Source organism: Myxococcales bacterium (assembly GCA_022563535.1).
In the GTDB taxonomy this organism is placed as follows: Bacteria; Myxococcota_A; UBA9160; order UBA9160; family UBA4427; genus DUBZ01.
This window is the reverse complement of record JADFNE010000056.1, coordinates 1-26,545: the sequence shown is the minus strand read 5'-3', so window position 1 is coordinate 26,545 and position 26,545 is coordinate 1. Positions and strand designations below refer to the sequence as shown.

Below are 26,545 nucleotides of genomic sequence, written 5' to 3'. Positions count from 1 at the left end.
GCTCGCCATCTCGGGAAAGCTTTATGAGGTGACGCTGTCGGAGGTCAAGGAATCCGGCCAGGTCGAAGCACTCGACGCTGCGTACGCGCAGAAGTACGACATGGTCGACGTCTTCGGCGAAGACGTGCCTAATTGGTGGTACTACCGGATCGCTGCGCGATCCTGATGTAGGCGACGGGCGCTAGCACGGCATCTTTGCGACCTGCTCGCTTCGGGGTGCTCGGCGTACAAAAGTACGCCTCCGCGCCCCTACGCTCCGCGGGCCACAAATCTACCGCACTATCGACCGTCTTCAGTTGGAGAGCTGGAGAGGGTTGAAGCGACGGGCGCTAGCACGGCATCTTTGCGACCTGCTCGCTTCGGGGTGCTCGGCGTACATGATCGCCGCGTGATCGTGATGGGCGGCTGACGCTCGGCTTTTGTCCTACAACAGCAAGTTCGCATCAGAGCTTCCGCCGTTTCGACCGGTGCCGTAGAGCCGCTAGGGCTCCAGCCCCCACAGCGAGAGCTACGTTCGCAGATGGCTCGGGAACGAATTGGATCTGCGCGTCGACGATGCCCGCGTAGTACCACGTGTTGTATATGCACCCCCCACAGTTGTTGATGTTGACTCGGACCAGGAAGGGGGTCACGAGATTCAGCCCTCCCAGGCCAGACGGGGTACGGAGATCATCCCCCATGTCGGACGTGGTCGAATACGACCAGGTCCCAAGGTCGGCGGCCCTTGCGCCGACGGTGCCGGTATCCCAGGGGAAGCCCCACACGGTTGCCGTGACGAAGGTGAACGGGCTTGCGGTACCTCCGAGGTAGGCCATGGCGGTGGCGGTTCCACCGACGGGGCCCCCAATGGCCGATAGCGGGACGGGAATGATGTATGGGGGTATGGCCGTGAACTCGCCGTACCAGTTGTAGGTACCCAGCAGGTTCATGACGCCTCCGAACCGACCGGGTCCACCCGAGAAGGTCACGCCAAATTGTTCCGCCTGGATGCTAGGCACGGGCTTGAATTTGGTTACGTCAGCCGCCCCTCCATCGAAGAAATTCCCGCCAGCGTTCGCACCCGCGAAATTCGTGCTGCGAAAAATCAACGTTGAGGACGCGGGGAGAGTTTCGACCAGGGAGGCCATCAGGGTGATTTGTCCGGCCGGCAGTGTAAACCCTGCGGGTGCTTGGCCGGAAAGGCTCGCTAAGTCACCCGGCGAGTTGCCCATGACTGGATGGCTATGCAAAGCACCGTAGGGAACGTTGCGCTCCCATAAGTGGAGGCGAATCTCACTGGTGTAGAGTGCCGGGCCCGCCTGCGCGATGCAGGGTGCACCCACGCATATCGCGATGCCAGCGAGAAAACAGAAAGTCCTTGAGCGAATACCTGCGGCCATTGCCAATCCCCTTCTTTTAGGTCGAGCTTCTATGATCTATACGCACTCCTCTTGCCTCTATTATAGCAGTGCGACACCATTCGGATTAGTCGGGAGAGACTCAAGGTGAGCCGGGCCGAACAGATTTTCGGAATCGATCTCCGCAGCCTGATTGCTTTTCGGATCGGACTCGCCGTGCTACTGCTGGCCGATCTGGTGTACCGCGCGCTGGACTTCCGGGCTCACTACACCGACGAGGGAGTCCTCCCTCGCGCGCTCTACCTGGATATCTATTCCAACGTCGAGATCGCATGGTCCTTTCACCTCATCCTCGGTAGTACTCCCTACATTGCGCTGCTCTTTTGTACTGCCGGGGTCGCTGCACTGGCTCTCTTGTGCGGACGGCACACTCGCTGGGCAGTTTTGTTTTCCTGGTTGCTGCTCGTCTCGCTCCACAACCGTCAGCCGCTGGTCATTTCCGGCTCGGACTTGATCCTGCGGCTGTTGCTCTTCTGGTCGATCTTTCTTCCCCTCGCCGGCCCACCGAGTTTGGATCGACGCCAGACGGTGTCCATCCAGCCGCGGATCGAACTGTCCCCCGCATCTGTCGCGCTGTTGCTTCAGGTCGCGCTCATCTACGCCTTTTCCCTGATCCACAAGTTGATGGATCCCGCCTGGACACAGCTCACCGCGATTCAAGACTCGATGCGGGTCGAGGGCGTGGCGACCGCACTGGGGCGCGAGTTGCTGGCTTACCCGGAGCTGCTTCGGGTCGCTACAGCGTCGACGCTCGCGATCGAATTCGTCCTGCCCCTGCTGGCGTTCTTCCCCTGGGCGACGGCGCGTATCCGCATCGGCGTCGTGATTGCGATGGTGTCGTTCCATCTGCTCGGGGTCGGGGGAACCATGAATCTCGGCCTGTTCGAGTACGTGATGGCCCTGGCCTGGGTGCCGTTCTTGCCGCCTCTGTTCTGGGATCGAGTCGCGCCGGGGTGGGGGCTGCAGGGCAGTGGTGTGTCGCCGGATCGCGGATTGAGGGCGGGAATTGCGCGAGGGGTGCTGGTGGTCTTCGCATTCTCTTTGGTCGTCGTCGACAACGTCGCGTCCCTCGATCGCTCCCGCTTCCGGAGCGCGACCTGGACCATTCTGCGCATTCCCACCAAAGCGCTCGCCCTCAGCCAAGAATGGCGGCTCTGGTCGACGCCCCTGCGCAACCGCTACTACGTCTTCCATGCGTGCCTCAAGGACGACACTGAGGTCGACCTCCACACCGGGGAGGCGCTGGACTGGGACCGTCCGCGGCGAACGTCGCGCAACAATCACTGGTGGAAGTACCAGCTGTCCGTGAGTCAGCCCGCGATACGAAAGTTACGACCCGCGTATGCGAAGTTTTTGATTCGGGAGTGGAACAGCGAACATGCCGCCGCGCGACACGTGGCATCGCTCGAACTCGTCAAGATCGACGCCAGTCGTGCTAACGACCTCTACGACATCAACAGCAGCATCTTGGCTGAGGACGAGCCGATCTCGACACTACCAAGAGAGATTCTCTGGCGGGTCGGGCCGCGTCCCTCCAGCTGTTCACTCCGTCACGAACCAGGACTCGACGCGCCAGACGGCGCCGTCTCGCCGAGCGGGTAGCGTTTTTCGACCTTCGAGGATGCGTCGGTCCATTCGCGGTACGTCGAGTTCGTGCCCCTCGCGGAACGGAAGATTGCTGTGACGGATCACGTAGGCTGAACTCGCGCTCGCCCGTATCGCGTAGCTCGCCTCGCAGTCTAGAATCTTGCGCATCTCGTTGCAGTCGTCGCCCGCCGCTTCGAGTTGGGTCTCGAGAGTGTTTTCATTTTCACGGGTGACGCGCTCGACGAACCCCGCGTAGCGCCCCGTTACGACCAACACGCCGAGTGCGCGATCGGGGTCGCGTTCGTCGCAGAGCGTCAGGTGCGCGACGAGGCCGTGGTCATACGGTTGCTGGACCCAGGCCTCTTCGTAGCGGAATTCGCTCTTTTTCGTTTCGTACTCGTAGACGGTCCCTTGTCTGAGATCGAGCCGGCCGTCATCGGGAAAGATTGCGACGTCGTCGCAGTAGAACCCAAAACGATCGCCCCAACTCGTCCAGGTAGCGATCTCGTTTTCGATCGTGCAGATGCCCGTATCGCCCGACTGTCGGGCGAGTTGCAGAAGATCGTCCCGGTTGAACGAGGAGAGAGACTGGGTCTGCCCGAAGCGGGGGCGGTCGTGCCGGATGCGGAGATCGAAGTACTGGGACTCGGTTTGAATCCAGATTGCGATCGAGTGATCTCTCTCACCACCATCCAGCGAGATGTACGCGCGGTCCATGCAACCGATGGCCCAGTCGGGGACGATCTGCGGCGCTCGGGGCATATTGCGCAGGGCTCCTAGAATGCGGTGAGGAACGACGCCGCGTTGCCCCCGGTAACTCGACCCGCGCGCGCTGCCTTCAAGAAAGCGCGGCCCCAGGCCTCGTCCGCGACTTCGTCGCTGCCGCCCATGACACGCTCGACCCGGTAGCGGTGGAATATGGCGAGCTGAGATCCCAACGGGATTACGACCGCGGGATCGTCGCCCATCAGCTCGCGGTGCAGCGCCGGGAGCTGCCACCAGGGTGTGGTCATGTTGTCGTGGTGGGCGTTGTGGTAGCCGAAGTTCAGGGTGAGCCAGTTGAGTCGCTCGAAGCGCAGCGAGTGGGGGTTGCTGAACGTGTGCTCCTGCTCGAAGACGAAATCGCCCCTGTGGGTTCCCGGCGTTTTGCTGAAGAGCGTGAGGTGGTAGCCGTAGTCGTGTTGGAGGCTGTCCATGAAGCGCAGGATCGTCATCATCACCATGTACGCGACCGCGTACAGGATCGCGACTTTCGTGAAGAAGAAGAGCAGGGTGAGGTACAGGCCACCGCGAACGGCGATCACCCGGACATTGCGCGCGCGCTGGTCGCGACGCTCCGGGATCGTGAATGAAGTGAAGACCATGATGGCGTGCATCAGCAGGTCGTGCGCCGGGATGTAACACCACTCGAGCGCCTGGGTAACGCGCAGCGCGAGCGGGTGTTCCCGAAAAAACCGATCGTAATCGAACCAGACCACGTCATCGACATCGACATGGTGTCGGAGGTGCTTGTAGCGAATGTCTTCGTACATCCCGTACGAAGCCCCGCAGATCCAGGTCAAGCATCGACCGAGCCCCGCGTTGTCTTTCTTCCGCTCAAACACCGTACTGTGTGCACACTCATGCACCATGTAGGCCGCGATCGTCATCCCATGAGCCAGCAGCAACACCCCCCCAGCATTCAAAACCCACGACCCACCAAACAACCCAACAAACCCGAGCCCATAAGCAATCAGCGCATAAGCCACCGCCCCCCCATGATAAAGAAGGCCCTCATCACTCTTGAACGCAGACTCTCGCAAAGCCATAGATCACAAAGGTACCACTCCCCCAAAAGTGGTCGAATCTAACCCTCAAAATCCGCAACTCCCCCCGAAAACACACGATCCAACTAAAGACGGTCGATAGTGCGGCAGATTTGCGGCCCGCGGAGTGCAGGGGCGCGGAGGCGTACTTATGTACGCCGAGCACCCCGCGCAACGAGCAGGTCGCGAAGATGCCGTGCTAGCGCCCGTCGCCCTGGTCTGGGCTTATCATCCAGTGCTAGCGGCCGTCGCTGTAGTCTGGGTTTTCCCAGAGAATTAGAGCCGACCGGTTATCTATGGCGGGCTCGTCCAAATAATTATCCAGCACGGCTACCACCCTAAAGCCGTTGTCGAGCTGGAAGGTCAATGTCGAGTCGTAGAGCTCTCGCTTTACGACCTTGTCGATGTAGTCGGCGGCGGTCATGTTGTGCTTGTGGTTGGCGTAGTCGCCGATGTGGCCTCCGGCGATGATCCCCTTCTTGTTGAAGCGGCGGGTGACTCCCTTGCGCAGTTCATAGAGCTGCTTGCCGATGCCGAGTCGACGGTATCCGGGATTCACCACGATGTCGGTTCCGTAGTACCAGTCTCCCGCCGGGTTGTGGTTCGCGCACTGGTGTTTGCCCGTGATCCCCGCAAGCGTGTGCTGAGGCTGGTCGAAATCGAAGTCTAAAAAAATTCCGGCACCCTGCCCTACGACGGTCTCTTTGTCCAGGCAGAGAAAGAAGCCTTCGGAAAAGATTCTCGCGTAGGCACGGAATCCCTCTTCGTCGATGAGATCCGAGGGATCCGTCTCGGGGAAACTCAGCCGTTCGAGCTTCGCGCACTGGGGCGCGTACTCCTCCGTGATGTTGATGTATCGCAGCTCAGTCATCGCGTTCGCTTTCGAACCGGAACGCCTCGTACTCGTTTTCACTCGGCAGCCCCCAGACCGCCCACAGTTCACCGGTTGCGGGGCGCATGATGGCTGCACCGGACGACTCGATGTGGAACGGGGGCTGTGATCGGTGGCAGATTGCGACGGGGTCGCGGGTGAGCGCCATGAGTCGCTCGAGCGTGATGGGGTCGCTCGAGGCGAGCAGTTCGTCCGCCCGCCGGAGTCTCCCTTCCGATGATTCGAGTAATTCGGGCGGCCGTTCGGCCTGTTCGCGTTTGGCGTCGGCATCGAGACAGTGGTTCGTGTGCACTAGCGGTGCACCTTCCAGTTTCGTCACGGTCCGACAGTCTGGCATGGCTTCGACGTTGTAGCCCCGTCCGTGACGATCGAACAGCAGGTAGTTGTGCGCGCCGGCCAACTCCGCCTCGACCACACACGCGAGCGCGGCCTCGATGTCTGTCTGCTGGAGCGCCTTGCGCACCACGAAGGGCCAGGTCACGCCGACGCGGCCCTCGGCCGCAGCGAGGTTGTTGATGCCGATTGAGATCCCCGCTTGGTTCAAACCGATCTGGCCGAGACAGCCAACCGTCGAAAAGACGAACGCACGAGGGCCGTTCTCCGGCACGATCTCGAGCATGACCACGTGTTCCGTAGCGGAGTCGTGCATATCCCAGGTTTGTGCCAGGTATCCGTGTCCCTCGGCGAGTGCATCGGGGACCAGCACCGCGGTGCAGTTGTCCTCCTCGGGCGCCGAACCCGATTGCCCGCGCACGGTATCGACGAAGTCGGTAAAGCCTCCAACGATCACGCACTCTGCCGCCGACAACCCGCTGGCCTCGGCCATCGCCTCCATCTCTTCGCTGAGGTCGGGTGCGTAGGCCCGATGTGCGGGCAGCATGGCTTCCGCCAGCGAGAGCGTGTCCTCGCGTGTCGTTGCTCGGCCCGCCCAGCTTCCGTTCGACGCGAGGCGCACGCGTTCGTCGGTGTAGCGGCGGATGCCCTCGCGGAACGTCGCGCCGTGCAGGGCGCCTTGCTGTGTCGGGCTGCCGCGCAGCACTAGACGGCGGATCATGCGTCCACTTTTCGAACGGCTTCGGCCACCACGTCCATCGCCTCGTCAATCTCGGCGTCGCTGATGTCGAGTGCCGGCAGGAAGCGCACGCAGTTCGAGTAGAGACCGGCGCGGATCGTAATCACGCCGCGGGCAAGGGTCTCCGCGTTGATCGCAGCCGTCGCCTCCATCGAGGGCTTTCGGCTCTCGGAGTCGGTCACCACTTCCATTGCGAGCATCGGCCCGAGGCCGCGCACATCGCCGATGATCTCGGTGTGCTCGGACTGAATTTTTTCGAGACTCGCGCGGATACGCCCGCCGACCTCTCGAGCCCGGGTCAGGAACTCGGGACGCGCAATTATGTCCATCGCTTCGAGGGCGGCGACACATGCGAGTGGGTTGCCCGCGTAGGTGCCGCCGAGTCCACCGGGATGGGCGGAGTCCATGATCTCGCTGCGGCCCGTGACTGCACCGAGGGGCATGCCCGCGGCGAGGGACTTGGCCGTCACGATCACGTCGGGTACGACATCGGCATGCTCGACTGCGAAGAGCCGGCCCGTGCGTCCCATGCCGCACTGCACTTCGTCGGCGATGAAGACGATGCCGTGTTCATCGCAGCGCTCGCGCAGGTGCCGCAGCCACGCGTTGGGCGCTGCCCGGAAACCACCCTCGCCCTGCACGGGTTCGACCACGACGGCGGCGATGTGCTCGGGGGCGACGACAGAGACGAAGCAGTCGTCCAGCTTCTCGAGGTGCCAGTCGATCCACTCGTCTTCCGAAAACGCCCGCGGGCGCCGGTAGATGTCGGGAAATGGGAAGCGGTAGACCTCGGGGGCATAGGGGCCGAAGCCCTTCTTGAAGAGCGCGAACTTCGAGGTCATCGCCATCGTCAAGCTGCTGCGGCCGTGATAGCCGCCTTCGAAGCAGACGATCCCCTGCCTCCCGGTGTGGTACCGCGCGAGCCCAACAGCGGCCTCGACCGCTTCGGCGCCCGTGCTCGTGAGGAGTGTCTTTTTTGCGAAGTCCCCCGGCGTGAGCTCGTTCAGTCGCTCGGCCACCTGCACATGGGATTCGTAGGTCGAGACGATCGCGCACATGTGTACGAGTTTGCTGGCCTGGGCCTTCAACGCGTCGACGACCCCCGTTGGGCAGTGGCCCACGGCGAGCACGCCGATGCCGCCTGCGAGGTCGATGAAGTGGTTCCCGTCTACGTCGACGACCACGGAGCCCGAGGCACTCTCGACTGCAATCGACGTGAGCTTGGCTGCGCCGGGTGGTGTTGCGGCTTCGCGGCGAGCGACGATCTCGCGACTTCGAGGTCCAGGAATTTCTGTCCTTAGTTTGATGGCCATCTGCATAGGATTACATATTCTCCCCGGCCTGTGTCTACCGAACTTACCAGCCTGAGCGCTACTGAAGCCATTGCGCAATTCGAGGCCCGAACCCTTTCCCCGGTCGAGCTCGCTCGTGCGGTCATCGAGCGCAGCGAAAAGGTCGAGCCGACCATCAATGCTTTCACGGATACCTTTTTCGAACAGGCGCTCGAGCAGGCGCAGGAGGCCGAGGATCGCTACGCCCGGGGCGAGGCGCGTCCGCTCGAGGGCGTGCTACTCGCGGTAAAAGACGAGGCTGCAATCGAGGGACAGCGGACGACCTACGGCTCGCTGTTGCAGCGAGACCATATCGACGAGACGACTTCTCCGTTCATGCAGCGTCTGCTCGATGCGGGAGCAATCGTGCACGCGCGATCGACGGCTCCGGAGTTCGCGTGCACTACCGTCACGCATTCTCGTCTCTGGGGGGTGACGAGAAACCCCTGGAATCCCGCGTATTCACCCGGCGGGTCCTCGGGCGGTTCTGCCGCTGCCCTGGCCGCGGGCACCACGACCCTCGCGACCGGCTCGGACATCGCCGGCTCGATCCGAATTCCGGCGGCGTGTTGCGGAGTCGTCGGGTTCAAGCCTCCTTATGGCCGCGTGCCCCAGGAGCCGCTCTTCAACCTCGATACCTACTGTCACGTAGGTCCGCTCGCGCGCACCGTGTCGGATTGCGCGCGCATGGAGAACGTGATCGCGGGACCGCACCCAGGGGATATCGCGTCCCTGCGACCGAAGCTCGAACTCCCGGTCGAGTTCGAGGGCGTGCAGGGCTTGCGCGTCGCCTACTCGATCGACCTCGGGTACTTCGAGGTCGACGCCGAAGTCGTGCGCAACACCGAGGCGGCGCTCGACGTCTTCCGCGGCCTCGGTTGCCAGGTCGAAGAGGTCGCGTTGCCGTGGACCGACGCGACCCGCGTCGCCGCCTGGGCTCACCTGAAGCATCTGTTCGGAACCGACGTCGCGCGGGACGTCGAAGAGGGTGGCGAGCTGCTGACGCCCTACGCGCGAGCGTTTGCCGAACTGGCGTCGGACACGTCGGCTGCAGCCTTCCTCGACTCCATGACCTTCGCCGGTGAGATGTACCCACCGCTCTCGGCGATTCTCGATCGCTGCGACGTGCTCGTTTGCCCCACCAACGCCCTGGCGTCGGTTGCGGCCGACATGGACCCGACTACCGCGGATGTGCAAATCAACGGCATCACCGTCGACCCGATACTCGGATGGGTGATGACTTATCCGTTCAACATGCTATCCCGCTGCCCGGTATTGAGTGTGCCGAGCGGTCGAGCGGAAACTGGTGTACCGACTGGGATCCAAATCGTCGGTCGCTCGTTCGATGACATCAGCGTTTTTCGCGCGGCGGCAGCGTACGAGAAGGCCGTTGGGGGCTTCGCCATGCCTCCGCTGGCGCAGTCCTCGTTCACCCCGTAGGCACACAGGCAAAAAGACCAATAGACCAATAGACCATAGACCAATGGATAAACAGGGTCGGTCGGTGCAGTCTCGACCCACACAGGAGAAGAATAGATGGAACCGGAAAGAGTACTTTATGAGCGCCGCGGCCCGATCGCGCTGCTGACGCTGAACCGCCCCGACAAGCTCAACGCCATCGATGCCAAGACAGTCGTCGCCCTCGGTGAGTGCCTCGATAAAGCAGAGGCCGACGATCAGGTGCGCGTGGTTGTCCTGAACGGCGCGGGTCGCGCGTTTTCGGCGGGCTTCGACCTCGACATGGGTGAAGGAGAAGGCGTCGAGTTCCTGCGCACCGAACTCCGTAAAGACTTCAACGCGATCATGCGCTTTTGGGATTTTCCGAAGCCCACGATTGCTGCGGTGCACAAGTACTGCCTCGGCAGTGGCATGGAGATGGCGGTCGCCTGCGATATCACGATCGCCGCCGAAGGCTGTCGTTTCGGCGCGCCCGAGGTGAAGTTTGGAAGCGGCATCGTCGCGCTGATCCTCCCCTGGGTGATCGGCCTGAAGCAGGCCAAGGAGCTTCTGCTGACCGGAGACGACCGCGTCACCACCGAGCGGGCGCTCGCGCTCGGGCTGATCAACAAGGTAGTGCCCGAGGGCAGTCACCTCGACGAAGCGCTTGCAGTTGCGCGCACGATCGCCGCGAATGATCGAATCGCCGTCGTGGCCACGAAGGAGGCGATCAACCGCGGCGCCGATGTCATGGGCATGCGCCAGGGGCTGCTCCAGGGTCTCGAACTCGGGGTGTACGCCGAAGCGGCTGAAACGCCGGAGTCAAAAGAGTTCAACGAGATCGTGGAGAAGGAAGGCCCGAAGGCCGCACTCGCATGGCAGGAGGCTCGCATCGCCCGCGAGACCGCCGCGCCGGAGTAGCGGCGGAGGTGTCGGGTCGGTCGTCTGCGGAATCTTATTCGAAGAATCCCTCGATGACGGGCTTTTGCATCTCCGTAGGACTGAGATCGTCGCTGGAGTTGCGATCGAAGAACGAGAAATCGTCCTGCGAGAGTCCAGACTCGTCGAAGTCGATTCTTCCGTCCCCGCTATCGTCGAGATAGACTATGGCCTTCTCTGTGGTGATGAGGAAGTCGCTGTACTCCTCTACCACCATTTCGCCATTTTTGTCCTTGTCGATGAAGTCGAACTCCTCTTTCGCATTTCTCTTGCCGTAGTAAGCATCTCGCTCTATGGGGTACTCGCCGTCGTCACTGTCGTGCCTCGCTGGAATCCCTTCGGCCCGTTCTCGGAGTCGCTCCGCCAATTTCTTTTCCGAGGGCTCCTCTTCGCCATCCTCGTCGAAGTCCTCTTTGAGCGGGTTTTCCTCATCGAGATCCGCATCGATCGGGTCGTCCCCCACAGTCTCGTCGGAGTCGGAGTCGGAGGGGGGTGAGCCCGTCGGCAACAAGCCGCGCCTGGAATCCTTTCGCTCGTCCTCACTCGAGTCTTCTCGATCCCAATCATCCTCCGCACGACGATTGCGCGACGAATCTTGTCGATCGGACCAGGTGTCGGTTCTGCGCGCTGAGCCCGAGCGGGCAACTTCTCGTTCAGAGGCTCTGCTGCGTCGATCGTTCCGGCTCTCGCCGTCCTGATAGGTTTCGGAAGACTCCGGGGACGAGAGCTCCGACTGCGAGTCGCCTCGCCGCTCGCGCTGCGTCTGGTCTACTCCCGCTGCTTCCTTCGACTCGGAGACTTCTTGCGGGGTGACTCCGTCACCATTCCCCTCGCCCTCGTTCCACCATGACGAACTTACGAAGAGGATCACGACCGACAAGACCACAGCTACAGCAATTACTTCAACTTTCGAAATCATCTTTGCCCCTAATTGGCTAGTCGGAAAGGATAGCCCGTGCGGCGTTATGGCCGGGGATCCCGGTAACGCCGCCGCCCGGGTGGCAGCCGGCGCCGCACATATAGAGCCCGTCGATCGGAGTGCGGTAGCGGGCGTAGCCGGGAATCGGTCGCATGTGGAAGAACTGGTCGAGTGTCATCTCTCCGTGGCTCGGGTTGCCTTCGGGAAGTCCGTAGGCCGCTTCCAGATCGGGCGGTGTGAGCACGCGTCGGTGCAGGATCACGTCCCGAATGTTCGGCGCGTACTCGGCCAGCGTGTCGATCACGATATCACCGAACGCCTCCCGCCGTGTGTCCCAATCTCCGTCTCGCAGCTTGAATGGTGCGTACTTCGCCGTAATCGACATCACGTGCTGGCCGGCGGGTGCGAGGCTCGGGTCGAGCAGCGTCGGGAGCATCACGTCGAGGTAGGGCTTCGTCGAGGACTCGCCGTACTTCACACAGTCGTAGGCGCGCTGGAGGTAGTTGAGCGTCGGCGCGATCTGGATCGGGCTCTGCAAGAGCATCGCAGACTCGTCACCGGAGCCCCGCGCAGCGAGTGCGCTGAACTCGGGAACCCCGCTGAGTGCGAGAAGTACTCGCGCCGCAGAGCCGCGGTACTTGATGTTGCGCACGTGGCGCACGAACTTTGCGTCGAGGGTGTAGGGGTCGAGGAGTTCGAAGAATGTGGTGCGAGGGTCGGCGTTCGAGACGATCACGGACGCGCGCAGGATCCCCTCTCCCGCGAGCTTCACACCTACCGCTCGGCCGTTCTCAGTCGCGATGCTCTCCACTCGAGCCGACGTGCGAATCTCTGCGCCAAACGCCCGGGCGGACGCCGCGAGGGCATCACTCAGCGCTCCGATGCCGCCCCTGACCGCGCCAGCGGAGCGCAAGAGCCCGGTGTCGGAGAGCGACCAGTAGTAGAGCAGCGCATAGGCGGTGCCCGCTTCCTTGGGTCCCCAGGTGATGTCGCGCACGCCGCTTGCGGCAATTACGCCTTTCACGACGTCGGATTCGAACCACTCGTCGAGCAAATCGGCCACGGGCATCGGCAGGACCCGCAGGAGATCGTTGACGTGTTTGCGGCCGAGTGCGCGCATAGGCCCGGCCAGTGACCGCACGCTGAGCAGGTCGCGCAGACTCACGTTTGGGAGGGCGGGCGGCTCGACCCGCGCGAGTCCGCCGATGACGGCCGCGATCTTCCCGACGAGTTCGACGAAGGCCGGATAGCGCTCGGCGTCTGCCCTCGAAAACTTTGCGATCTCCGCCGCGGTCTTCGCGCTGTCGCGCCAGATGGCGAGACTCGAACCGTCGGGCTGCGGTGCAAATACGACTGGGTCGACAGCCAGCATCTCCACGTCCGGTTTTAGATCGCGACGCACCTCCCGGCACAAGTAACCGCTGCCGTCCGCGCAGGTCGAAAAGCGAAAGCCGGGGAACACCTCTTCCGTCACCGCCGCACCGCCCACCTGATCCCTGCGTTCGAGCACCAGCACGCGGCGGCCCGCCTTGGCGAGATAGCCGGCCGTAACGAGTCCGTTGTGGCCAGCGCCAATTACGATTACGTCGTAGTTCTCGTTGTTGGTATTGACGTCGTCGGCCATCAGTTTCGGTCCCTCAAAATTTCGAGCGCCGCAAGGCGTCCGGGGCCGGACGTGATTCCGCCGCCGGGATGGGTGCCGGACCCGCACTGATAGTAGTTGCGGATAGGTGTACGGAAGTCTGCGTAGCCCGGGGCGGGCCGTAGAAAGAAGAGCTGATCGAGGGTGAGTTCTCCGTGGAAGATATTGCCCTCGCTGAGGCCGAACACCTGCTCGAGGTCCCAGGGTGTCAGCACCTGCTTGTGCAAGATGAGTTCCTTCAGGTTCGGTGCGAACTCAGTGAGGGTATCGATCACTGCGTTGCCGAAAGCCTCGCGCTGCTGATCTTTGTTCCCGTACTCAGGCATTTCGTAGGAAGCGTATTGCACGAAGATTGACATCACGTGCTTTCCGGGCGGAGCCATCGTGGGGTCGATCGTGCTGGGAATGATGATGTCCATGTAAGGACGTTTCGAGAAGCCCCCGTAGCTCGAGTCGTCGTAGGCGCGCTCGAGGTAGTCCGTGCTCGGGCAGATCTCGATCGTCTGCACGGGCAAGTCGTCCTTCATCGCAGTGAACCTGGGCAGGGCGTCGAGGGAAAGATTGACCTTGCCCGACGAGCCGCGGAACTTGAAGCGATCGATCGCAGCAACGAAATCGTCGGGGAGTTCCTTCTCCTCGACGAGTTTGCGGAACGTGACCCGAGGATCGCAGCCCGACACGACGGTGTTGGCATAGATCTCGTCGCCGTTCTCGAGGGCGACACCCACCGCCCGACCATTTCTCACGATCACCTGGGAGACCGGTGCCTCGGTACGGATCTCGGCGCCGTAGCTGCGGGCGGCGCTCGCGATGGCCTCGCTCACACCGCCGGTCCCGCCCCGTTGCCAGCCCCAGGCGGTGAACGCGCCGTCCAATTCGCCCATGTAGTGGTGCAGCAGTACGTAGGCCGTGCCCGGAGACTTGGGCCCGAGCTTCGTACCGATGATGCCGTTGAGGCCGTACAGCGCCTTGATGATGTCGGTCTCGAACCACTCGTCGAGAAGATCGGAGACGCTCATCGTCATGATCTTCGTGAGATCGTGAAAAGTGTCCGGGCCGAGTTGCTGGAGGTGCTTGCCAAAGTCCCGCAGTGTGCGCAGGCCCCGCAGTCCCGGATTCGCAGGGTCGGGCGGCACCATGCTCAGGATTGGCTTTACCGCGTGCGCCATCTTGTACATGAGCTGATCGAACTTCGGGAAGATGTCGGCGTCGCGCTTCGAGTGTCGCAGGATCTCTTCGCGTGTGCTGGCCTCGTCCGGATGGGTCGCGAAGTAGTCTCCGTTCTCCATCGGCACAAACGAACTTTGGAGCGGGAGGAGGTGCAGCCCGTGCTTGGCGAGCTCGAGTTCCCGGATCACCTCGGGGCGAAGCAGGCTCACGACGTAGGAGCACACCGTGTAACGGAAACCCGGGTAAAGCTCCTCGGTTACCGCTGCACCGCCGAGCACGTATCGGCGTTCGAGCACGAGGGTCTTGCGTCCGGCCTTTGCGAGGTAGGCCGCGCAGGTCAGACCGTTGTGACCGCCGCCGATGATGATCGCGTCGTACTTGTCCGCGCTAGCTGCGGTCATGAAAGTGTTTCCTTCTTGCGCGCAGGATCGAAGAACGGGAGCTTCACGACTTCTGCGGGAACCTGATAGCGGCGGCCCTCGACGGTCTCCTCGAGAAAAATCCGGCTACCGGGTTTCGCATACTGGGGACGCACGCGCGCGATCACAACATACAGTTTGAGGATCGGAGACCAGGTGCCGCTGGTCGCCTTGCCGATCGGTGTGCCCGGCTCGTTGCGTGCGTAGACGGGCACCGCCGAGTTCCACGACGTGTACGGGAGCTGAAGCGGCATGCCGTAATCGGCGTAGATTTTTTCGAGTGCGAGGATGTCGACGACGAGCCCGACGGTCTGCCAGTCGGGTCCCCGCTCTCTCTCCTTGCGGAGCGCTGTGCGCCCGACGAACGAGTCCTTGCCGAGTTTCACGGTCCAACCCAGGCCGAGTTCGTAGGGCGTGGATTTCTGAACTTCGAAAAACGTGTGGACGGACGACACGAAGTCGACCTCGACCAGCAGCAGACCTGCTTCGATGCGCACGATGTCGAGGGCCACGAGGCCGGCGGGCTGCAGGTTGTAGGCCCGACCCGTATCGGCGATCGCCTCCCAGACCCGCCCGGCGTACTTCGCCTCGACGAAGATCTCAAAACCCAGGTCTCCGGTGTAGCCCGTGCGCGCGATTCGCACCGGCGCACCCGCCAACTCGTCTTCGACCTGGTAGAAGAACGGCAGGCGGCCGAGATCTGTACGGGTCAGCTGCTGCAGCAAGTCGCGCGATGTCGGACCCTGAAGGGCGAGCGCCCCGAAGTCGTGGGTTGTGTCTTCGATCTCGACCTCGAGCCCCAGGGCGTTGTCCTGTAACCAGTCGATGGTCGGCATTGCCGCGGTCAGGCGATAGCTGTCTTCGCCTATCCGCGCGAGGGTTCCGTCGTCGATGATCTTTCCGTCGTCGTCGCACCAGGTCGTGTACAAGACCTGATCTCTTTGGCACTTCGACACGTCGCGCGTCACCACGCGATCGAGCAGTCGGCCCGCGTCCCGGCCGCGCACGTGGTACTTAAAAAGCGGCGAGACATCGAAGAGCGCAGCAGAGGTCCGCACTGCGTTGTACTCGCGCATGTGATCGAGTTCGTAGCTCTCCGCCGACAAGTAGCCGGCCCACTCTTGCCAGTTCTGACTGGTACACAGTTCCGAGGTGTGAGCGTGGAACGGGCTTTTGCGGGGCATCGCTCTCTATTTCTCTCTTTTAATAAGTTGTCAGGAGTTGCGGGAGTCGGGACCTTCGTCAGAGTAACGTGGCAAGTCGTCGTCAATGTGTAGCCAGGGCACGCAGGACCCGACCCAGATATGGTACTCCGGCTCAATGGATCCGGGATCGTCCAAGGTTGCGATATTAACATCGATCCGCGAGGGATTAACGGCGACCAGGAAGGCGATCTGGGTGCCACAGCTCGCGCAAAATTCCCGCAGCCCCTCGGGCGAAGACCGATACGCCTTGGGCTTACCCTGCTTGTAGGAGAAACTCGCGATCGGAAAGCTTGCCCAGGCGAGAACTGGAGCGCCGCTCGAGCGTCGACAGAGTCGGCAGTGACAGTAGCCGGCGTCAATCAATCTGCGGGCCTCGTATCGCAGCTCCCCGCAGAGGCAGCCGCCGATGTAGAGCCTTTCTTCTGTCACGCAGCAGAGCTTATCAGCGACCCCGCGATCGCGTCAGTCCGTGGTGCCGTCGAGAGTCAGGAGACGGGGGTAGAGATCGGGCCGGCGATCCCGGAAGAATCCCCAGGACGCACGTCTCGTCCGCTGCGCGTCGAGGTCGAAGGTCGCCGTCAAGACCGTCTGCTCGTCCGTCGAAGCCTCGGCGACGATCTCGCCGTCGATGTCGGTGATGAACGAGGAGCCGTAGAACGTGAGCTTCGAGGCCGATTCCTCCGTACCGATCCGGTTCGAGGCGACGACCGGGATCAGGTTCGCGGCGGCGTGGCCCTGCATCACCCGTTGCCATGAACGCCTCGAGTCGACGGGATCGTGCTGGGGCTCGTCTCCGATGGCCGTGGGATAGAAGAAGATCTCGGCGTCCAACAGAGCCATTGCCCGAGCGCACTCCGGGAACCACTGGTCCCAGCAGATCGCCGCGCCGATGTTGCCGTAGCGGGTCTTCCAGACTCGGAAGCCCGTGTCGCCGGGGTTGAAGTAGTACTTCTCTTCGTAGCCTGGGCCGTCCGGAATATGGCTCTTGCGATAGATGCCCATCACGCTGCCGTCCGCGTCGACGATCGCGAGCGAATTGAAATATGCATTGCCCGCACGCTCGAAGAAGCTGACGGGCAGGACCACCTCGAGCTCCCTCGCGAGTGCCGACATCTTTGCGATCGTCGGGTGCCCGTCCAGCGGCTTTGCCAGTTCGAAATATTCTTCTCGCTCCTCGGCTGGGAAGTATGGCGTTTCGAAGAGTTCCTGAATCTGAATGATGTTCGCCCCTCGCGAGGCCGCTTCCCGGACCAGCTCCAGCGCGCGCGCGACGTTTGCGTCCAGGTCCCACGTGCAGGCCATCTGGGTGGCCGCAACGGTGACTTCTCTCATGGCTTTGGCTCCTGTTGCGTGATGCAGTGAACACATCCCCCGGACCGGACGATGTTGATGCCGGGTACCGGCACCACGACGCGGTCGGGGAAGGCGCGCTCGATTGCTTCGATGGCGGGCTTGTCCGCCGGGTCGTCGAACACGGGGAGCACGATCCCGCCGTTCGCGATGTAGAAGTTGATGTACGACATCGGGAGGCGTTCGCCCTGGAATTCCCTGCGACTCGGCTGGCAAATCTCGATGATTTCCAGCGACCGACCCGCGGCGTCCTTCGCGCTTCGGAGCCGCTCGAGGTTTTCCTGTAGCGGTGCATACTGAGAGTCCGCCCGATCCTCCGCAACCAGCGCCGCCACGATCCCGGGCCGGACGAAGCATGCGAGATTGTCCACGTGACCGTCGGTTGAGTCGACGTCGAGGGCGTTGTCGAGCCAGATCACCTTTTCCACACCGAGGTGTACGCGAAACACTTCCTCGGCCTTCGCCTTCGTGAGATCGGGGTTCCGGTTCGGATTCAGTACGACGTTCTCGGTTGTGAGAAGCGTGCCCTCTCCATCGGTGTGGATCGCACCGCCCTCGAGGATGAAGGGGGCCTCGAAGCGTCGCGCCCCCGAGTGCTTCAGGATGCGCCCGGCGACGAGCTTGTCGTTTTCGTAGTCGGGGGTGAGCTCGCCATAGTTGTTGAACGGCCAGTCGACGCCGCCCAGTCCCCCTCGCCCGTCGACGAGGTAGGTTGGCCCGGTGTCCCGGGTCCATGAATCGTCGATCTCGATTGCGAGAACCTCGACGGTGTCACCGCAGCGGGTCTGCGCGTCTGCGACGTGATCGGGGTTTGCGATCATCGTTACCGGCTCGAAGCGCGCGATCGCGCGCGCGACCGCCGCGTAGGCGTCGCGGCCGAGTGGCAGGTCGGGGAACACTTCCGGCTCGCATGGCCAGGACATCCAGCAGCGCGTATGCGGTGTCCATTCCGCGGGCATTCTATAACCGTCGTCGACTGGGTTTCCCATCCGGACATGCTACCAGCCATGCGGTCTCGGGTCGTTGGTCTGCTTATTTTTTCGACACACTGCCAGCGTGAGAAGTTCCCCGCTAGCGTTACCAGCATGAGGAACTACCTGCGCTGTGTATCCGTGATGCTCTCCCTCAATCTGCTGAGTATTGGCTGTGCGAACCCGTCTTACGCGCCCGAGCCGAAAGGCCAGGAACCCGTCGTCGAGGAGAGTGATCGAAGCAGTACCCTTCCGTTCATTGCGTCGAACGTGGTGGTCGTGATCGACCACTCGGCACTCGCCTTGCTCGCTTCGGGGATCGATGTCGACGGAAACGGCATCGTGGGACGCGATCGAAGCCAGGCGGACTGGATCTCCAGAGTTCCGACGGCCCCGCAGTTCTGGACGACCGACTCCGGCGACACGGTTCGTGCGCTACAGCTCCGGGTGGCGCGGACCCTCGTAGAGCGACTCGTCCTGCGGCAGAACCGCGTAGGCCTCGCGTCGTTCGCGGTTCGCTCGCGCTACAAGGTCGATGTCCTCCCCCTGCTCACCGATGTTTCGCAGGTGTTGGTACCGGTGGGCGCAACCGGAGCGGTGCTCGCAGCGCTCGATCACTTTCCTCCAGCGCACGCACAAAAGCGCACGGACCTCAGTCGCCTCCTCGAGCAAGCTGCACTGCTGCTGGACGAAGCGGTTACCCATTTCGAGCCGGTTCGTCCGCGCGTGCTCCTGTTGCTCTACCTCGGTCAACCCTCGGCACCAGACGGCAAGTACTGGTCGTCGCAACGGGCACTCGAGCGCGCAGCCGAACTTGGCAAGCGAGGTATCGCCGTGTGGGGCATCCCGATCGGCCCCGGAAAATTCGATTTTCTGGACGAGCTGACTCGTCGCAGCGGCGGTGGTGTCATACCGCTCGATCAACTCGATGCTCGATTCGCTCCGATCGTTCCGGGTGAATCCGGAGCCAACGTGCACGATATTCGCGGATGAAACTGCAGCGACGGCACTGGATTCTGTTGAGCGGATTTCTCGCAGTTGCTGCAGGCTTGACACTGTGGCTCAACGACCAGGCCGCGTACAGCAACATCCATTCCGAGGATTACGTCGGTCCCGATGCCTGTGTCGAGTGCCACGAGCAGAATCATCGGGATAACTTCGACTCCTGGCAGACGCATTCCCACAGAGTGATGAACCAGGATGCGACGGAAGAATCGGTCAAGGGTGATTTTTCCGGAGCGCGGCTCGACTATCAGGACGGGTACGTGATCTTCCACCGGATAGGACCGGCCTACCTGATGTCGATCTACGAGAATGGCGAACCCTTGAGACGCCTTCAGGTCACCCGCACCATCGGCTCGCTTTACGTGCAGTACTACATTGGCAAGCAGATCTTTGGTCCCGAGACGCGCAGGCATCCCTCCTATCACCTCGAGAACAAATTCAAGTTCGGCTACTCGATCACCCTGAAGCGCTGGCTGCCCGAACTCTTCTTTGATTCCACCGTAGCGCCGGAGAGCGAGTACCAGAAAGGCGGCGCCTACGGCAACTACTTCTACTCTGCGCCAGACCACCGCTGGAACACCACGTGTCTCATTTGTCACAACACTTATCCATACGAGCGGCGTCTCGTGAGCCTGGGCAGTTGGCTTGGGGGCTACCCGGAGGAATCCGTGAAGTGGCCCGGGGATGAGGCCTACGGCGGCGACGAGGATCTAATCAAGAAGTCGCAGCGTGTAACGCTGCCGCGTGATTTGGTCACGGTCGGGATCAGCTGCGAGAGCTGTCACTTCGGCGGCCGGGAGCACGCAAGCGAGAACAGGGAGATTCGCTTCGTCGCCACCTCACCGAAGATGACGATTGAGCACCCGATCACCAAGCAGCCCGCCGAGTCCGATCGCGACGACCCGTTCGTGATCAACTCGATCTGCGCGCAGTGCCACAGCGCGCATCTCAACCTCTACCCGAATGGGAGCCCATCCGTGAACTCGAACGAGTCCACGGCCCTTGCGAGCGGTGCCTGTGCGAGCGTCATCAAGTGTACGGACTGCCACAGCCCGCACGAACGCGGAGACCCCAGCGGTTCACCCGATCGCGAGAGCGATTTGCAGGCCTGCCTGAACTGCCATCCCCAGTTCGATGCGGCGGCGGATCGCGCGAAGCACACCCATCACTCTGACGCAGTTTCGTGTCTCGATTGTCACATGCCGAGGACGGTCTCCGGCCTGGACACCATCGTTCGCAGCCACCAGATCAGCAAGCCGATCGACCCCAGCATGATCGAGTCGGCGAGTCCGAACGCGTGCAACCTCTGTCATCTCGACAAACCGATCAGCTGGACCCTGACGCAACTCGAAAGGAACTGGAACCTTGCGCCGCCGCCGCGCGCTCGAGTGGAAGCCGGGTACGGCGGCAACCTGAACCGCCCCACCGGCGAAGTCTGGGTACAGTCAGCGAGCCAGTTCGTTCGGTCCGCGGCACTGGAAGCGTCCACCCGGTCTCCGCATCTGCAGGATCGGATCGCGCCCTTGATCCGGGGTCTCAGCGACGAGTTTCCGTACAATCGCACCCTGGCTCTCGTGGCTCTCGAGCGCCATATTGGGCGGCGGGTTTCCGTGGAAGAGTTTGATCTCGTGGCCGACGCTGAAGAGCGAGCACAGCGGGCCGCAGCGTTGGAAAATTCTCTGCGCGCCGCGGGCTGGTAGACCTCAATCTTCGGTCGCAGTGATCCAGTCGCGTAGGATCTCATGTTCCTGTTCGCTCAGGCGCGCCTCCCCGTGCAACAGCAGGTACTCCCAAGGCGGCATGGCCTCCTTTTCGATCTCCTCGAGGGCGTCCCGAAGCAGGCGTCGGCGCTTGTCGGGTCGGTAGGTCTTCCAGGTCGAGACGTTGAACTCCGAGCGAGCTTCCGCGATGGTGTAGGCGAGATACCAGGACACCGGTGCGACATATCCGTACCAGGGCCAGGTTGTTTCGTGGGAATGGCAGTCGTAGCAGGACTGCTTCATGATCGACTTGACTGCCGGTGGCGCCGGCAAGTCGAATTCAACGGGCGGGTTGTCTCGCTCGATGGGCACGAGTTGCAGCGCGACGACGAGACCCGCGATGGCGCCCAGCCATTTCCAACGTTTTTCGTTGCTGGACATCGGGCTATTTGTTCATCCCATTCATATCGTCGGCGTGTTCAGGGGAATTGGACAAGAGGCCCTGCAAGAGTTCCTGGCCCCGGGGCACGCCCGATGGGACTTCCAGGCTGACCCCCAGGATTTCGGGAACCCCCACGCCTGACGTCGTGAGCATCAGGTGGTAGCGGTTGAGTTCCGGCTTTCGCAGGATCCGCTTCAGGCCGTTCGGCCAACGCACCTCGATCGTCTTGACCTGCTCCCCCTTGCCGAGTCCGAAGTGCAGCGTCATCGCATGCTGTCCCATCAGCGTCTCGCCGGTGACTACGCGCCCGATCTGGATCCCTCCGGTTGTGTGGACAGTGACCGACGCGCCCACTGGTGAAGGCACACCGTTGCCCTGATCGCGCAGCTCCACACCGATCCAGGCGTTCCCGGTCTCGAGGCGATTGCGGTAGATGTGCAGCGTCTCTCCATCTAAGCCCAGATGTTCCGTCACGAGCAGGTCGACGCGCCCGTCGCGATCGAGGTCAGTGCTCACGGCCGAGCGGCTGTCGAATTGGTCCGCGACACCGAGCAGGAATGCGACGTCGATGAATCCCTTCTCGCGGCGGTTCATCAACAAGTGGTTCTTCTGGTAGCCATCCCAGGACTCCTTTCCAGACCGCAGCCCCATCGACGCCTCCGTGAACATGCTCGCGAGCGCTGGGTCTGGCTCCGACGAAGCATCGTAGAGGTCGTGGCTCCAAAAATTTGAACAGTAGTCCTGGGTGCTCTCCCCACTCTGGTGGCCGTTCGCGGCGAACAGGTCCGGGTCTCCGTCGTTGTCGAAGTCGAAAGGGGTCGTTCCCCAGGTCCAGCCCGTGCGGGCGACCTGGGATGCAAACTCTGACTCGTGCCAGCCGTCATCGCGCGCAACAAAGAGCCGGCTGCCGTAGGCCATCCGCATCCGCATCTCGGTTATTTCGGGGCGGTCCGCGCGAGCGAGCCCCAGGGACTCGAGCCGTCGAGCCGTCGTGGAGCCCATCCCGGCGACGAAGAAGTCGAGTTTGCCGTCGAGGTCGTAGTCGGCGAACGCGGCCGACATGCCGAACAAGTGGCGGTCACCGAGTAGCGTGTCGTTGGCGTCGGTGAAGTGACCCATTCCGTCGTTGTGGTAGAGATCGACGCCCGAGTAGTCGCTCACGACGAGCAGATCGAGATCCCCGTCCGAGTCGAGATCCACGAAGCTACTCGCGTAGGTGCGCCGGAAGCGCTTCGCGCTGAGTCCGGCCTCCTCCGTGGCGGGCGTAAAGTTCCCGTCGCCGTCGTTCACGAGCAGGTAGGAGGGGTATCCGTCGTTCGCGTCGTAGAACGGCGAGGGCATCTGTCCCCCGTTGTAGGCTGGCTTGTACTGGCCGAGCCAGACGTCGAGGTCGCCGTCCGCGTCGATGTCGCCGGCGGTTAGAACCGAAGGCCCGAGCAGTGGCTCGTCGAACGCAGTCACCAGCGGCTCACTGTCGAAATGCCCCCGCTCGTCTCCTAGATATAGAACGAGGTCGCCGCGCGCGCGCGAGGCGAGGAGGTCTGGATGGCCGTCCCCGTTGAAGTCCGCGATGACGCCGGCTTCCGTGAGCAGGTAGGGATGTGCCAGTAGTCGCGCGGATTCGAACTTGCCGTCTCCGCGATTCCATAGGACGCGCGCGCTTCGCACCATGACGACATCGACGAGGCCGTCGCGATCGAGGTCGGAAAGCAGTAGCGGGTGAATGCCCGAGTAGAGGTCGGGGCGGTCGGGTGACTGAATCGAGAAGATTCGTTCGAAGGCCGGTGGACCTTTCCGAACGAGCATTTCGAGGCCGGTCGCATCGACCTGGGTGGGGGCAAAGTGACCGGCTGCATCTCGCGCAGCGGACCACTCGACTGCGAGGTCGCCCTCGACGCTGATCCGGCGCTCGCCCGCCGTCGCGGTCAGGTGCAGGACGATGGAGACGAGCGATCGCGCTGGCGCATCCGTTTGCGCCGGCTCGAAGCGCGCGTGGTGCCACTCGGACTGGATGAGTTGGTATCCGCCCGCCGCGAGTTCGCGAACGAACGCGGACCACTGCGACGAATTGAGCCTGCGGTGTGGCTGGCTCAACTCGAAGCGCTCGATGTCGTGGTCCAGGGTTTCGACCAGGACGGGTTTGCCAATTGTGATGCGCTCGAGGGCAACGCTGGCCAGAACCTCGGCCTTTGCGCTCGGATCGCCGCGCCGGTCCGCTGCGAGCAGCGCGTCCCACAACACGACGAGCGATTGCTCGTACTCCTGGGCGAGCCGCTCGTCGGCCCAGACGGTCTCGTCGAGCCGAGCGCGCTGCGCCCGCCACTCTTCGAGTGATGAGGGTCGGTCGACGCCTTCTCCGCACGCGAGTCCGAAGGCCAGGACGCCGATCAGGGCGAATTCAACGCAGCGGTGCACGAGTCGAGATGCGAGGGAGCGAGTCATCTGGCAAGAGTAAGCCACCCGGGCGTGATAGACTCCACCACCGATGAGGGCGCGCCGGATTCTCCTATTGTTTGTCGGGCTCGCGTGCATCGCGGCGTTCGTCCTCCTTCTATTGTCTTTTCGCAGGTCGGAGCCTCAACGCCCCTCCCAACAAGATTCCCAACGACATTTCCAACAACAGCCCCAATCCGACCACGTGCACGCAGTGTGCAGCAGCTGCCATCTCTTCCCGGCGCCAGAACTGCTTCCTCGCCCGGTCTGGCGAACCCAGATCGAGCACATGGCGTTCCTCATGGACTCCCAAGCTGGGAGCCCCACGGTATTCGATTTCGACGTCGAAGGCTTCATTGCCTGGTACGAGAGCCGGGCACCCGAACGGCTGCTGATGGAGAAGGCCATTACCTCGGTCAACTCCGGCAAATCCGCGCCCCTTCAATTCGACTTCCGTTCGCTCCGACTGGGGCGTGAGAGCGGGCCGGGGGTCGCGACGGTCGGGCGCTTGGGATCCCTGCTCGCGGTGCCCAACATGGCGTTCGGCAGCATCCATCTCCTCTCGTGGGAGACCGGACCGCGCCTGATCGGACGGGCCCGGCATCCGGTGCGCGTGTCGGAGATCGATCTCGATGGCAACGGCCTCAACGACCTCTTGATCGCCGATCTCGGCGACACGTTGCCGACGGATGATCTGACGGGGCGCGTCCTCATCGCGCTTCAGCTCGAACCCGGCGAGTTTGAGCTTCGGACTCTCGCCGACGATATCGGTCGCGTCGCCGACGTTCGTCCCCAGGACCTCGACCTCGACGGCGACATGGATCTGGTCGTTGCCGCGTTCGGGTACCTGCACGAGGGCGGGGTGTACGTGATGCGCAACGAGACTGTCTCCGACGTGTTCGACTTCCGCCTGGAGCTCGTCATCGAACGGGCGGGCGCGGTGTCGATCATCCCGGTCACCGATCTTCAGCCGGGGACTGGCCCGGGTTTCGTGGTGGCCTTTGCCCAGGAACACGAGATCGTTTCGCTGTTTCTTCCGCGGGATTCGGGGGGCTACGAAGAACGCGTCCTGTTTCGAGCGCCGCACCCGGCCTGGGGCACGAGTCACCTCGCAGCCGTCGACCTCGACGCAGACGGCGACATCGACTTCCTGCTGACGAACGGAGACACGCTCGACGACGGCATCGCGTTCAAGCCCTATCACGGCATCACCTGGCTCGAGAACCGGGGCGAGGAAGGCTTTCACCCGCATCCAATCGGTCGGCTCTACGGCGCGCACGCAGCCGTTGCCGGTGACCTCGATGGGGACGGAGATCTCGACATCGTCGCCAGCGGGTTCCTGCCCCAGATCGAACTCCCGGTTCCCCAGAACGCCATGCGCCTCGACTCCGTGGTCTGGTTCGAGCGCGACGGCGACGCCTGGATTCCCTGGGAGATCGAGTCGGGTCACCCCCGACATACCGGCGTGACCCTGTTCGACCTCGACGCAGACGGCCGGCTGGACATCGTCGCGGCCGTCAACCGGGCGTGGGACATCACTCCGACCGAGACCGGCCCGTCCCTCGAAGTGTGGTTCAACCGAGGTCCGCGCTAGCGAATCTCGGACCGGCGTCAGATGTTGGGTTCGACCAGATTGCTCGGTGCGTTCAGGTCTGCAGTGGCGGTCTTGCGCATGACCAGGGTCGCAATCCAGTAGGTGAACGCGGGCACGATACAGGCCGCGACCGACGCCGGCATGTATCGGAACAGCTCGTGGGTCGCCCCGGTGATCGGGTTGTAGAGGAAGATGTACAACGCCTGCCCGCCGACAAGGGACGCAAGGGCGGGCCAGTGGAAACCGTTGCTGTAGTGGTAGGCGCCACTCGAAGACCCTTCGAAGATCGCCCACAGCGACAGCCGCTGCCGTCGCAGGACAATGAAGTCAATGAACACGATGCCGACGATCGGCGCGTACATCGTGCCGTTGTACGCGAGAAAGGCGTCCCCCATGCCGAAGAGTTCGTGTGGCCAGAACACGAACGGAACACACGGCATGATGGCCAGCAGCATCAGCCGCTTCCACTTCATTTCCCGCAGGCCCGGCACATGACGCAGTGCCAGCCCGCTCGCGAAAAGCGAGACCGCAGTAGACGTCACATTTGCGAGAGCCACGAAGCCGAGTGCGAGCACCCCTATGGCCACACCGCCAATCGGAATCATCCACTCCGTCGGGTCGCTAGACCGCACGACAAGCGATGAGAACAGGCCGACACAACACACGAGCGCTCCCGCGAATCCGAGCTGCATCAACTCCGGGTAGATTGCGTTGCGTCGGGACCGCGTGTTGCGGGCCAGGAACCCGATTCCACCCCACCACGAGATGCCGGCCGCGATGCCGAGTTCGAGCGCGACCATGTAGTTGATGAAGGGCGACGGACCTGGATTGAGGGGCTCGGCGGCGGCGATCGTTTCCCAACCCTTGTCGTGTAGCAGCACATACAACATGAAAATGACCAGCAGCCCGAGGCCCGGTGTGATGATCGCATTCGCGAGTTTGAGCAGGTGCACGCCCCGGGTCACGATCAGATACGAGAGCCACAGCCCGAGCGCGACGCCGGCCCCGACGACCCAGCTGCCCGGGTGGTAGCCGAGCGCCTCGGCGATATTGTGAATGCCGTTTCCGAACATCACGAGAATCAGTCCCGACCAGCCCAGCATGTTGATCAGGTAGAAGATCAGCATGAGTTGGGCGCCGCGCTGACCGAAGGCGGGCTTGCAGGCGTCCATCTGTTCGAGCCCGTAGCGCTGGGCCGCAATCGAGAGCGGCATGGTCGTCACGAACACGCCGAT

Annotated in this window: 23 protein-coding genes; 7 read left to right on the top strand and 16 right to left on the bottom strand. The window is 62.7% G+C overall.

What is annotated here, in order from left to right; translation table 11 throughout:
- Positions 1-28: 28 nt before the first annotated feature.
- Positions 29-166 (top strand): hypothetical protein, encoded by a 138-nt coding sequence (locus tag IH881_15485; protein ID MCH7869097.1) that lies wholly within the window; start codon positions 29-31, stop codon positions 164-166.
- Between the two features lie 277 nt (positions 167-443).
- Here IH881_15485 and IH881_15480 read toward each other — a convergent pair whose 3' ends face one another.
- Entirely contained in the window at positions 444-1,322 is an 879-nt protein-coding gene (locus IH881_15480) for a hypothetical protein (protein MCH7869096.1), read from the bottom strand.
- Between the two features lie 162 nt (positions 1,323-1,484).
- On the opposite strand from IH881_15480, the gene IH881_15475 reads away from it, so the two are divergent.
- The gene (locus IH881_15475; protein MCH7869095.1) at positions 1,485-2,999 is read left to right on the top strand and encodes a hypothetical protein; all 1,515 of its coding nucleotides are present in this window, start codon (positions 1,485-1,487) and stop codon (positions 2,997-2,999) included.
- Here IH881_15475 and IH881_15470 read toward each other — a convergent pair.
- From IH881_15470 to IH881_15450, 5 genes are all read right to left on the bottom strand, one after another.
- Positions 2,940-3,746 (bottom strand): hypothetical protein, encoded by an 807-nt coding sequence (locus IH881_15470; GenBank protein MCH7869094.1) that lies wholly within the window; start codon positions 3,744-3,746, stop codon positions 2,940-2,942. The two genes, IH881_15475 and IH881_15470, sit on opposite strands and share 60 nt — an antisense overlap.
- Positions 3,747-3,760: 14 nt before the next feature.
- Positions 3,761-4,732: a fatty acid desaturase gene (locus IH881_15465; GenBank protein MCH7869093.1), complete on the bottom strand. Its 972-nt coding sequence runs from the start codon at positions 4,730-4,732 to the stop codon at positions 3,761-3,763.
- A 295-nt stretch (positions 4,733-5,027) separates the two neighbouring features.
- Entirely contained in the window at positions 5,028-5,660 is a 633-nt protein-coding gene (locus IH881_15460) for a GNAT family N-acetyltransferase (GenBank protein ID MCH7869092.1), read from the bottom strand.
- Entirely contained in the window at positions 5,653-6,735 is a 1,083-nt protein-coding gene (locus IH881_15455) for a hypothetical protein (protein ID MCH7869091.1), read from the bottom strand. Before IH881_15455 ends, IH881_15460 begins: the two co-directional genes overlap by 8 nt.
- Positions 6,732-8,066 (bottom strand): aspartate aminotransferase family protein, encoded by a 1,335-nt coding sequence (locus IH881_15450; GenBank protein ID MCH7869090.1) that lies wholly within the window; start codon positions 8,064-8,066, stop codon positions 6,732-6,734. Before IH881_15450 ends, IH881_15455 begins: the two co-directional genes overlap by 4 nt.
- Positions 8,067-8,096: 30 nt before the next feature.
- Between IH881_15450 and IH881_15445 the strand changes: the two genes are divergently transcribed.
- Both IH881_15445 and IH881_15440 read left to right on the top strand, forming a co-directional pair.
- Positions 8,097-9,524 (top strand): amidase, encoded by a 1,428-nt coding sequence (locus IH881_15445; GenBank protein MCH7869089.1) that lies wholly within the window; start codon positions 8,097-8,099, stop codon positions 9,522-9,524.
- Between the two features lie 96 nt (positions 9,525-9,620).
- Positions 9,621-10,442, top strand: a complete 822-nt coding sequence (locus IH881_15440) for an enoyl-CoA hydratase/isomerase family protein (protein MCH7869088.1) — start codon at positions 9,621-9,623, stop codon at positions 10,440-10,442.
- A 34-nt stretch (positions 10,443-10,476) separates the two neighbouring features.
- Here the strand turns inward: IH881_15440 and IH881_15435 are convergent, their stop codons facing one another.
- The 7 genes from IH881_15435 to IH881_15405 are packed head-to-tail and all read right to left on the bottom strand — an operon-like array spanning position 10,477 to position 18,154.
- A complete protein-coding gene (locus tag IH881_15435) occupies positions 10,477-11,379 on the bottom strand; it encodes a hypothetical protein (protein ID MCH7869087.1) in 903 nt (300 codons plus the stop codon).
- 16 nt (positions 11,380-11,395) lie between these two features.
- Positions 11,396-13,003, bottom strand: coding sequence for an NAD(P)/FAD-dependent oxidoreductase (locus tag IH881_15430; GenBank protein MCH7869086.1), 1,608 nt, complete (start codon positions 13,001-13,003; stop codon positions 11,396-11,398).
- Entirely contained in the window at positions 13,003-14,592 is a 1,590-nt protein-coding gene (locus tag IH881_15425) for an NAD(P)/FAD-dependent oxidoreductase (GenBank protein MCH7869085.1), read from the bottom strand. Before IH881_15425 ends, IH881_15430 begins: the two co-directional genes overlap by 1 nt.
- The gene (locus tag IH881_15420) at positions 14,589-15,794 is read right to left on the bottom strand and encodes an aminomethyl transferase family protein (GenBank protein ID MCH7869084.1); all 1,206 of its coding nucleotides are present in this window, start codon (positions 15,792-15,794) and stop codon (positions 14,589-14,591) included. Before IH881_15420 ends, IH881_15425 begins: the two co-directional genes overlap by 4 nt.
- A gap of 30 nt (positions 15,795-15,824) precedes the next feature.
- Entirely contained in the window at positions 15,825-16,223 is a 399-nt protein-coding gene (locus IH881_15415) for a GFA family protein (protein ID MCH7869083.1), read from the bottom strand.
- A 54-nt stretch (positions 16,224-16,277) separates the two neighbouring features.
- Complete coding sequence (gene aguB, locus IH881_15410; protein ID MCH7869082.1) at positions 16,278-17,147, bottom strand: N-carbamoylputrescine amidase; 870 nt, start codon at positions 17,145-17,147, stop codon at positions 16,278-16,280.
- Positions 17,144-18,154: an agmatine deiminase family protein gene (locus tag IH881_15405; protein ID MCH7869081.1), complete on the bottom strand. Its 1,011-nt coding sequence runs from the start codon at positions 18,152-18,154 to the stop codon at positions 17,144-17,146. Before IH881_15405 ends, aguB begins: the two co-directional genes overlap by 4 nt.
- A gap of 96 nt (positions 18,155-18,250) precedes the next feature.
- Between IH881_15405 and IH881_15400 the strand changes: the two genes are divergently transcribed.
- On the top strand, positions 18,251-19,129 hold the full coding sequence (locus IH881_15400; protein MCH7869080.1) for a hypothetical protein: 879 nt from the start codon (positions 18,251-18,253) through the stop codon (positions 19,127-19,129).
- A complete protein-coding gene (locus tag IH881_15395; protein MCH7869079.1) occupies positions 19,126-20,841 on the top strand; it encodes a hypothetical protein in 1,716 nt (571 codons plus the stop codon). Before IH881_15400 ends, IH881_15395 begins: the two co-directional genes overlap by 4 nt.
- Positions 20,842-20,844: 3 nt before the next feature.
- On the opposite strand, the gene IH881_15390 is transcribed toward IH881_15395, so the two are convergent.
- Both IH881_15390 and IH881_15385 read right to left on the bottom strand, forming a co-directional pair.
- Entirely contained in the window at positions 20,845-21,282 is a 438-nt protein-coding gene (locus IH881_15390) for a heme-binding domain-containing protein (protein ID MCH7869078.1), read from the bottom strand.
- A 4-nt stretch (positions 21,283-21,286) separates the two neighbouring features.
- Positions 21,287-23,743 carry a CRTAC1 family protein gene (locus IH881_15385; protein MCH7869077.1) on the bottom strand — a complete coding sequence of 819 codons (2,457 nt, stop codon included), beginning with the start codon at positions 23,741-23,743 and terminating at the stop codon, positions 21,287-21,289.
- A gap of 274 nt (positions 23,744-24,017) precedes the next feature.
- Here IH881_15385 and IH881_15380 point away from each other — a divergent pair, with 274 nt between their 5' ends.
- Positions 24,018-25,310 (top strand): VCBS repeat-containing protein, encoded by a 1,293-nt coding sequence (locus tag IH881_15380; protein ID MCH7869076.1) that lies wholly within the window; start codon positions 24,018-24,020, stop codon positions 25,308-25,310.
- A gap of 17 nt (positions 25,311-25,327) precedes the next feature.
- Here the strand turns inward: IH881_15380 and IH881_15375 are convergent.
- Positions 25,328-26,545, bottom strand: a 1,218-nt coding sequence (locus IH881_15375; GenBank protein MCH7869075.1) for a cytosine permease, incomplete at its 5' end; no start/stop codon positions are given.